Raw genomic sequence first — 10084 nt, 5'->3', positions numbered from 1 at the left:
CGGCGCGGATGGGGGGCGCGAGGCGTTGCGCTATCCACGAGTATCCGCCCAAGCCGTGTTGTTCCGGGTGCATCCGCGTAGTCGCCCATAGGTTTTAATTCAAGTTCACACGCCTCTGAAACGCGCTTGAAGTGCTCGTGTCAACTCAAGGCTTAATGTGCCGCACAACCGCACACACCTGCGCCACCTGTTGCGGGTGACCAATCACGACCGGCGTCGGCAGGCGAATCGTCTGCAGCAGGGTCATCCAGTCGGGCAAGACTCCTTGCAGCGGACAAATCACCCCGCCGGCCGCCTGTACAATCACCCACCCGGCAGCAACATCCCACACCTTTGCTTTACCGATAATAGCGGCTTTGGCCTGACCACGGGCCACGTAACAACAATCGGCCGCAACCGATCCCAGCACCCGAACTTTACCGGGGTAGTGGATGGTATACGCCCGGTGGAAGGTTGAAGGAATGGCAATCCAATCGTTGGGGTCGGGCGGTTGGGGGGATGCAACCTGTATCGGCACATCATTCCAGAACGCCTGACCACCGGCAACCGCCCAATAACAATCGCCTAAAACCGGAAGATAAATCACACCGGCCTGCGGCTCACCACGCCGCAGGATACCGATAGAGACGGCCCACATCGGTAGTCCCGACACGAACGAACTGGTACCGTCAATTGGATCAATAACCCAGATATACTCGCGGTCGAGACCAACCGGATCGCGCTCCTCACCCAACACACCATGATCGGGAAAGCGAGCATGAATCGTATCGCGTAACCAATCTTCAATCGCACGATCCGCCGCCGTCACCAGACTCTTGTCGAGTTTTTGTTCTGGCGACACCTGATTAAAGTACGAGCGCAAAAGCATATCACCGGCTTGTTGCGCCCATGCGCGCACGAGCGCAATATCGATCTCCACACAAACCTCCGCCGGTCGTGGCCACAACGTCTGCCTTGCTGCGGCGCGTTATTGTATTGTACTACCAATCCGTACAATTAATACATCCTCAATCTACACGAGCATATGCTGCCAACATATGCACTCCACTGGCCCACCTTCCGGCAGGCTACGCACATGCGATGTTGATTGAAAACCGGTATTGCGGTAGATAATGCTCCTAATCCGTTGTTTTGTGTTATGTCAAATGATCGTTGATGCTGGCATCACTTCTACGGGAGCCAATAGGGATGCGGACATCCGCTCCCCGATCCGCATCACCGCTCACGCACCGGTAGCGCATCACGGATGGTCAAACCACATGGACGCCCTCTTCCCGCATGTTGTCCCTGTGACCGGTGGGAAAACCGCTGCGAACCGTACCTGATGGTAAGCATGGCCGGTGCGGCAGCGTGGCTGCCACACTCCACACCACGCGATCCGGGGAACCCGGTTTGACAACGGCATCTGCGCTGAAACGCGATCCCGCTGCGGGTGGAGCAGGAATGCCGATTCGGCTCATCCACGCTCTGGAGTGGTGGCAGAGTGATTGGTTGGTTCACATGGATGGTATGAACGCTTCCACGCCAGATGTGATATCATGATGTTGTATGCGTTCCTCATCTGGCAACAGGTATGCAATTATCGCCACAACTCTGGCAACAGATCATCGCTGCAACCCAAACCCAACCGACGTGGCACAAGCGTCTATGCTGGTGGTATCATTCCCAAAGCGATGCAACTATCCACCTGGTCATTCTGCGTGAACCGTATCTGAGTCGAATCCTCAGCGGTCAAAAACGGATCGAAAGCCGTTTCGCACACGACCGTCGTCCTCCATTTAATTGTGTTGCAGTCGGCGATATCCTGCTCCTCAAGCGTGCCGGTGGGCCACTGGCCGGATTAGCGCTGGTGACGGAGGCAATCAGTCGTCCACTTTTGGCAGGCGAGATACACGAGATTCGACAGGCATATGAACCCGATCTCGCTATCGACGATCCAGACTTCTGGTCAGCACACGCCACCGATCGTTACGTCACGCTGATCTGGATTGATGATGTCTGGCCCTTGCCATCGCTTTCACTCCCACGACGTGACCGGCGGGGATGGGTGATCGTACAGCGCTGATCTATCGTGGTTCGTTCCGGCGACGGATTGACGGGGTAGTATGTTCGTGATATTTTGTGAATGATTTCACTAGAAAGGAGGCGAATCGTGTCTTCGCCACATACCATATCCAATCAGCCATCTGCTCAGTCCCGTCGCCCACGAGTTGTGATTGTAGGTGCCGGCTTCGGCGGTCTGGCCGCAGTCCGCATGCTGGCCCAAGCGCCGGTGGATGTGCTACTGATCAATCGTACCAACTACCACGGTTTCTGGCCGCTGCTCTACCAGGTCGCAACCGCCGGCCTGGAACCGGAGTCGATTGCCTATCCGGTGCGCACCATTCTGCGCCGTTATCGTAATGTGAACTTTCTGCTCGCCGAAGTTCACGGCGTTGATTTTACCCGTCAGCTTGTGCATACCAATACCGGCAGTGTGCAGTACGACTATCTGATTCTGGCAGCCGGCAGCACCACCAATTTCTTCGGTAACGAGCGGATTGCCCGTCATACCCTGGGGATGAAAGACCTGAACGAAGCCCAACGGTTGCGTAACCACGTCTTGTTGTGTTGTGAACGGGCTGCTGCCGAGAGCGATCCGGACAAGCGAATGGCGTTGTTGACGTTTGCTGTGGTTGGCGGTGGCCCAACCGGTGTTGAACTGGCCGGCGCTTTTGTCGAGCTTATCCGCCATGTGATTCGCCACGATTATCCGATGCTCGATGTCCGCCAGTCCCGGGTTGTCCTGATCGAGGCTACCGACCGTATTCTCGCCTCATTTCCAGATTCGTTGCAACAGGCTGCGTTGCACCGTCTGCAACGCATGGGTGTTGAGGTTCGCCTGAACACGCCGGTCGCCGATGCAGATACAAACGGTCTCCGGTTTCGTGATGGCTCCAGCCTCGCCGCGAAAACCGTTGTCTGGGCCGCCGGAGTTCGGGGTGCGCCATTGGCCGATGCGCTGGGGGTAACCCTCGGCCGTGGTGCGCGTGTGGTGGTAACTCCTCAGCTTACCCTGCCAGACGATGATCGCGTCTTTGTGATCGGTGATATGGCGTACCTGGAAGGCTATCGGCCCGGGGTTGCCTACCCAATGGTGGCGCCGGTAGCCATCCAGATGGGTGAACAGGCCGCACGTAATATACTGGCTCAGATTGACGGGCGACCGATGCAGCCCTTTCAGTACCACGATAAGGGCCAGATGGCAACAATTGGCCGCAGTGCTGCCGTACTCGACGCCTTCGGCGTGCGGTTGAGCGGCTGGCTGGCCTGGGTTGGCTGGCTGTTTGTCCACCTGATGGCACTGGTTGGTTTTCGCAACCGGGCGTTAGTCCTGCTCAATTGGGCGTATAGCTATTTCACGTATGATCGAGGGGTGCGGCTAATCTTTGGGATTGGTGCTGAAGAGTACGAGGAAGCGCTGCTGGATGTCGGCGAACGGCATGACTACAGGTGAGGTGCTGCCATCGCTGATCCGAATCTTGTGCTATAGTGGACGTATCAACAATATGCATGAATGGCATGGAGCAACGCTGCAACTTCATCTGTTGTACACGAGTCGTATGAGAAACGGCGAGTCGTAAGCGTGAATGGAGATGGTACCATTCACGACTCGTGTGGCTACAGGATTGGGCGATCCTCACCTCGCCCACGTGACGAAGACCATCTTAGTCAGATACGGAGGAACGTTGTGCCATTCTGTCCACAATGTGGTGCTGCCAATCCCGATAGTGCCCGTTTCTGTGATCAGTGCGGTGCGCAATTGATTCCGGTCCCGGCTGCCCCACCTCAGGCACCCACACTGGCACCTGCTGCAGGCGGTGCAGCAGGTACCGGTACGGTAAGCGCCGGGCCAACCACCTGCCCACAATGCGGTACTAGTGTTATTCCAGGTGAAGCCTTCTGCGATAGTTGTGGTGCACCGCTCTTCAATCGACCGGCGGTTTCGCCATCACCGGGAGTTGGATTGCCATTCCCCGGTGTACCACCGCAACCAGTCTATCCGCCACCCCAGCCGGCCACCGTACAAATACCGGCACCGGCACGACCGACTTCTGTACCACCAGTTCCCCCCCCACCGGTACGTAGTTCGCTGGCCGGGGTACGGTTACGGCTTGAAAACGGCACGGTGCTCTCATTACCGGCCACTGCTCAAGCCACCGTTGGACGCGCCGATCCGGTAAGCAATTTCTACCCTGATATTGACTTGACCACTCATGGCGGTCTGGAACGTGGCGTTGGTCGCCGCCATGGGCGCTTTCTGGTACAACATGGCCAGGTCTACTACGAAGACCTTGATAGCACAAATGGGAGCTTTCAGAATAACAGCAAGATACCACCCCGTCAGCCGCAGCCGATCCAGCACGGCGATGAGTTGCGGCTGGGAGCGCTAAAGCTTATCGTTGAATTGTCGTAAGAGTGCTGTATGAGTGTCGAAAACCCAATGCGGATAGCGATTGTTGGTGTTGGTGGTGTCGGCGGCTACTTCGGTGGTCGCCTGGCCCAGGCCGGTCACGACGTTTTCTTTATTGCCCGGGGCGATCATCTGGCTGCCATGCGAACTCATGGCCTGCGCGTGCAGAGCATTGCCGGCGATTTCTGGTTACCGGACGTGAAGGCAACCGATCAACCCGCCGAGGTAGGCCCGGTCGATCTGGTGATTGTAGGTGTGAAGGGCTGGCAGGTGCGCGAAGCGGCATATGCGATGCAACCGCTGATCGGCCCAGAGACGGCTGTGCTCCCGCTGCTCAACGGGGTCGATGCGCCGACCGAACTGGCAGAGGTACTTGGCGCCGAACATGTGTTGGCCGGCTTGTGTCGCATCATTGCCTATCGGGCTGCGCCGGGTGTGATCGTTCATGCCGGAGTCAATCCGCCCTCTATCGATTTCGGTGAACTCGACAATCGCCATACCCCTCGCCTGGCGCGGATTCAGGCCGCACTGGAGGGGGCTGGCATTCGCGCCTTTATCCCCGAAAACATCCACGTTGCGCTCTGGCAGAAGTTCATGCTGATTTGCGCCTGGAGTGGGTTTGGCGCCGCTACCCGCGCCCCGATTGGGGTCTGGCGTTCCCTGCCTGAAACCCGCCCCCTGGTAGAACGTTGTTTGCAAGAGGTGGTTGATGTGGCTGCCGCCCGCGGTGTGATGCTGCCGGATAATGCAGTGAGCGCAATGATGGCGTTTATTGATAGCATGCCTTATGAGGGGACGGCCTCGCTGCAGCGCGATATTATCAGTGGCCAGCCTTCGGAACTGGCCAGCCAGAATGGGGCACTGGTACGCCTAGCACGTGCCACTGGTGTTCCGGTGCCGGTCAACGAGATGCTGTATGCTATCTTGCTGCCGCAAGAATTAGCCGCCCGCGGCCAACTACCGACCCAACGTTGAATGCGCTAGAGAGGAGCGCCGCATGTCTGCACGTCTGTCCCGCCTGGTAGAGCGTCTGGTTGCAGCAGATTACGCTGGTGCCGCCTTGATGCCGGCTACCAATCTCGCCTATCTCACCGGCCTGCGCTTTCATCCCGGAAAACGGCTCATCCTGCTCTTGCTACCGGCGAACGGTAACCCACCGGTTATGGTGCTGCCCCAGCTCGAACTCGAACGAGTGCGGGCAAGTGTTCCTTTCACAAGCCAATTCTTTGCCTGGAGTGATGCCGAAGGGCCATTGAAGGCGTTGGCTGACGGCATTGCAACCGCTTTTGGCTCTAGCGTACCGGATAAACCGTTGGCCGTTGAGCACACCGTCATGCGAGTGATGGAGCTGCGATCATTGGAGGCTGTTGCTCCCGGTCTGCGCACCGTCGATCTTGATCCGATGCTGAGTGAACTACGGATGGTGAAAGACGCCGAAGAGCTGGCGCTTATGGAACGCGCCGTAGCGATTGTCGAGCAGGCATTGCATACGTTCATCAGGCAGATTCGTGCCGGACTGAGCGAGCGAACCCTCTCGCGTATGCTGAGCGACGCCATCCTGGCAGCCGGTGCCGACGGCGAGAGCTTCGCAAACATGGTAGCCGGTGGCCCCAACGCTGCTAATCCACACCACGAAAACAGTGATCGCGTACTGCAAACCGGTGATCTGGTAATTATCGACTGCGGTGCCGTATATCAGGGCTACCATTCAGACATTACCCGCACGGTAGCAATTGGCGATCCCGGCCCCCAGGCTCGCCACGTCTACGACATCGTTCTCGCGGCAAACACTGCCGGTCGTAACGCCTGTCGGCCCGGTGTGAGTGGCGCTACCATTGACGCCGCAGCGCGTAAGGTGATCGAGGATGCCGGTTACGGGGCAGCATTTGTTCACCGCACCGGTCACGGCCTCGGTCTGGAAATCCACGAACTACCCAACATTGTTGCCGGCAGTAATGCACCACTACTCCCAGGTACTACCTTCACCGTCGAGCCAGGCATCTACCTGCCCGGCCAGTTTGGGGTGCGCATCGAAGATGATGTAGTCATCACGCCTGATGGTAGTCGCTCACTGACCACCTTCCCCCGTGAGCTGATTGTGGTGTCGGGAACGGATTGACAACTGGCTGCAGGACACCGAACCCCATACCGAAGGGGCATCCACAGGTGGTGCCTCGCCCTCATCGACATTGAAACGCTTGAGTCGATTGTAAATTGGAACAATATCCAGCCATCATTTTTGTAACTGAAGAAACATACTGTTGCCTGTAGCCTGTGGGCCAATAAAGACTGTCACATCTGAAAGGTAACACTGGCTGATGTTACTTATACATTGTGAGGGTGTTCGTATTTTTACATGATCGGGAATAGAGAACAGGCATATTTTAGAACCTAGACGGTTTAAATTAAGCTACTTCTGATCAGTTTGTGTCATTCTCAAGCAGTCTGTGGATGTGATGATGTGTATGGGCAGGGATGGCACTTCTGCGCCCACCGTGACCTACCAGTCATTTGCTTCGTATGAAACGGTGATCGTCTTCAGATCGCTATCTAAATCAATCGCCCCACTCCACACAAGAGAGTTCTTCGACAGCAAACTTGCATACAGTCTGCCCACACGATGAGTTGTACCCTCACATACTCCACCCATCAGGCTCCTGTCCTACTGCATAACAGCTCATCAGGATTCGATCAATCTGTGGTATACTACTCACGTTGATCGCAGCAGGTGAGGAGACGATGTTTACGACGTTTACAGTCTGTATTTGTTCTCATAGCCGCACGGCTTTATTTTATGACCGTCGTCGTCACCGTCGTCAGCCAGTCTCACGCACTGGCTAGCCGCGCCTGCACTTCTGGAAGAAATGTTCTCAGGCCAGCTTGCCGGCGCGCAGGCTGGCTTCTTCTATGTATTCGCCATTACAAAGCGAAGGGGACTATGACACACTTATACCTGATCCGTCACGGTGAGTCGGTCGCTAATGTTCAACCAATTGTTGCCGGCATGCGCGGTGATGCCGGTCTTACCGAGCGTGGGATCGCGCAGGCCAAACGACTGCGCGACCGGCTAGCAACCAGTGGTGAGATCAAAGCCGATGTGTTGATTTCATCCACCTTGCCGCGTGCCCGCCAGACTGCCGAGATTATCCAGCCTGCCCTGGGGCTGCCCATCATCTTTGATGATGAAGTGCAGGAGTTGCGGGTTGGTGAAGCCGATGGAATGACGAACCAGGAAGCCTGGGGATTGTTTGGAGTACCGGATTTTGATCGGTATCCGTTGCGTCCGATTGCCCCCGGTGGTGAAAGCTGGGGGGATTTCACGTTGCGGGTGAGCCGAGCGCTGACCCGTATTACCACCAAATATGAGGGTAAAACGATTGTGGTTGTCTGTCATGGTGGGGTGATCGACTGTTCGTTTATTCACTTCTTCCACATGCCGAGTCTGGTGGTGCCGCCCATCGATTTTCACACCCGCAATACCAGCATTACCTGGTGGGAGTGCGTGAATCGACGGCATCAACAGCTCTGGCGGCTCAATTCGTACAACGACATCGCCCATTTGCAGGGAATTGGTGCTGTGGAGTCGGTACGCTGGGAAGATACCCATCCCGCTTCACCGGTACCGACCGAGGAGTGATCAGGTATGGTAACGTTTCTCGCCGATGGTCATGTGACCAGTCCACGTGGCTGGCAGGCCGGGGTGGCAGCGTGTGGGATCAAATACGCTAATCGCGACGATCTGGCGCTGCTGGTGAGTGATTATCCGGCGACGGCAGCGGCGGTCTTCACTACGAATGCAGTTAAGGCTGCACCGGTTCGCTACGATATGGCACTGATGGCGCAAGGCCATGATTTACGCGCAGTTGTAATTAATGCCGGTAATGCCAATGCCTGTACCGGGCGTGATGGCGATGCTGCTGCCGCTGCAATGGCACAGGCGGTCGAACAGACGCTGGATTTACCGCCTCAAAGTGTTTTTGTTATGTCTACCGGAACGATTGGCGTGCCTATGCCGGTCGAGAAGATTGTGCGCGGGATCGCCATCGCTGCTTCCCACTTGAGCCAGGATCACGGCCCGGCGGCTGCGCGGGCGATCATGACCACCGATACCCACCCCAAGTATTGCGCAGTGGCAATCACGCTCCCTGATGGTCAGGTGATCACCATTGGTGGGATGGCTAAGGGAGCCGGGATGATCCATCCCAATATGGCGACAATGTTGGCCGTGGTAACAACCGATGCGACCGTACCACGGGCGGTACTCGACCAGGCGCTCCGTCGGGCGTTAGAGGTTAGCTTCAACAGCATCAGTATTGATGGCGATACCAGCACCAACGATACGCTGCTCGTTATGGCAAACGGTGCCAGCCCGGCGTCACCCATTACTGACCTCGCCTCCCCTGCCGGTGCAGCCTTCTATGCCGGTCTGGTCGCCGTGTGTCAGCATCTTGCCCACGCGATTGTGCGTGATGGCGAAGGGGCCACTCGTTTTATTACTATCACGGTGCGAGGTGCGGTGAACGATACCGAAGCAAAGGTGGCTGCGATGACTATTGCCCGCTCACCGCTGGTCAAGACGGCACTGTTCGGCGCCGATCCCAACTGGGGGCGTGTCTTGTGCGCGATTGGCTATTCGGGGGCGACCGTAGACCCCGACCGGGTGGTGCTATCGTTTGGGGGGATGCGCGTGTTGGAACATGGCCTGCCATTGCCCTTTGATGAGAAGGCAGCGCATCAGTTGCTCGATGTCCCTGAAATTACCATCGACGCTGACCTCGGCCTCGGTGATGGGCAGGCAACCGTGTGGACGTGCGATTTTAGCTATGACTACGTGCGGATTAATGCCGAATACCGCACGTGAGCGCGGAGTGACGGTATGGAGTACACCACCCGCCAATCGATTGCCCGTGAGTTGTGTGAGCGCTTTGCCAGGCTAGCGGACGCTACACTCGTGGTAGGTGGAATGCTTGCTCCGGAAGCACTGCTCACCGATTTCGATCCGCTGGAGCTGCTGGTAGTAGCCGATAACGCCCTTCAATATACGCAGCAAAGCTTTATGCTGCAAGGGATACCGGTGACGATCCACACGATTGCGCTGGCTGCCCTAGAGAGCCTGTTGCGGGAACCTGATTTGCGCTGGCCACAGTGGTTGAGCTGGCTGGCCCTGTTACAGCCGCTGGTTGGCAATGCTGAGCGCGTACAGGATTGGTTAGCGCAGGCCAAGATGGTACCAGAACCTGCCTTCTACCGCAGTATTCTGCCCTATCTGCCGCAACTGGTCTTCCCGCGCTACAGTGAACTACGGGCTGCCACCGTCCGTCGTGAGGAGCAGGTGGGAAGGATGCTGGTACCGACCATCCTGACAGAGATGCATACGGCGCTCTGCCTGATTAACCGGTGCTGGCCAACCCACTGCCAGCCGGCATACCTGGGCGAGAGTTTCACTTTCTCCCTCCAGCCCCGTGACTGGCCGATTCTGGCAATGGCGCTGATTACAGCTCACGAACTTGAAGAGATTGGCCGTCTGGCCGGTACGCTTGTCGGCAACTACTGGCAATTGCTGATCCGTTGTGGTCTGAATATCGAACATCATCAGACGGCGGCCAGTGCACCGTTGTCATTGCGATAGAG

The 10084-nt window shown here is 57.0% G+C and carries 9 protein-coding genes; 8 read left to right on the top strand and 1 reads right to left on the bottom strand.

The window, feature by feature from the left end:
- Positions 1-145 precede the first annotated feature (145 nt).
- The gene (locus VAE55_RS07550) at positions 146-919 is read right to left on the bottom strand and encodes an inositol monophosphatase family protein (protein WP_322815181.1); all 774 of its coding nucleotides are present in this window, start codon (positions 917-919) and stop codon (positions 146-148) included.
- A gap of 654 nt (positions 920-1573) precedes the next feature.
- On the opposite strand from VAE55_RS07550, the gene VAE55_RS07545 reads away from it, so the two are divergent.
- From VAE55_RS07545 to VAE55_RS07510, 8 genes are all read left to right on the top strand, one after another.
- Positions 1574-2065 (top strand): ASCH domain-containing protein, encoded by a 492-nt coding sequence (locus VAE55_RS07545; RefSeq protein WP_322815180.1) that lies wholly within the window; start codon positions 1574-1576, stop codon positions 2063-2065.
- Between the two features lie 87 nt (positions 2066-2152).
- Positions 2153-3496 (top strand): NAD(P)/FAD-dependent oxidoreductase, encoded by a 1344-nt coding sequence (locus tag VAE55_RS07540; RefSeq protein ID WP_322815179.1) that lies wholly within the window; start codon positions 2153-2155, stop codon positions 3494-3496.
- 234 nt (positions 3497-3730) lie between these two features.
- Positions 3731-4456: a zinc-ribbon domain-containing protein gene (locus tag VAE55_RS07535; RefSeq protein WP_322815178.1), complete on the top strand. Its 726-nt coding sequence runs from the start codon at positions 3731-3733 to the stop codon at positions 4454-4456.
- Positions 4457-4465: 9 nt separating this feature from the next.
- Positions 4466-5428 carry a 2-dehydropantoate 2-reductase gene (locus VAE55_RS07530; protein WP_322815177.1) on the top strand — a complete coding sequence of 321 codons (963 nt, stop codon included), beginning with the start codon at positions 4466-4468 and terminating at the stop codon, positions 5426-5428.
- 22 nt (positions 5429-5450) lie between these two features.
- Positions 5451-6572, top strand: a complete 1122-nt coding sequence (locus VAE55_RS07525) for an aminopeptidase P family protein (RefSeq protein WP_322815176.1) — start codon at positions 5451-5453, stop codon at positions 6570-6572.
- Between the two features lie 819 nt (positions 6573-7391).
- Entirely contained in the window at positions 7392-8090 is a 699-nt protein-coding gene (locus tag VAE55_RS07520; RefSeq protein ID WP_322815175.1) for a histidine phosphatase family protein, read from the top strand.
- A gap of 6 nt (positions 8091-8096) precedes the next feature.
- Positions 8097-9314 carry a bifunctional glutamate N-acetyltransferase/amino-acid acetyltransferase ArgJ gene (gene argJ, locus VAE55_RS07515; RefSeq protein WP_322815174.1) on the top strand — a complete coding sequence of 406 codons (1218 nt, stop codon included), beginning with the start codon at positions 8097-8099 and terminating at the stop codon, positions 9312-9314.
- Between the two features lie 15 nt (positions 9315-9329).
- On the top strand, positions 9330-10082 hold the full coding sequence (locus VAE55_RS07510; protein ID WP_322815173.1) for a hypothetical protein: 753 nt from the start codon (positions 9330-9332) through the stop codon (positions 10080-10082).
- Positions 10083-10084: the final 2 nt, after the last annotated feature.

It is taken from the genome of Chloroflexus sp. (assembly GCF_034432675.1).
GTDB lineage: Bacteria > Chloroflexota > Chloroflexia > Chloroflexales > Chloroflexaceae > Chloroflexus.
Note: the sequence above shows the minus strand (reverse complement) of the source record. Positions and strands in the feature narration are given on the sequence as shown.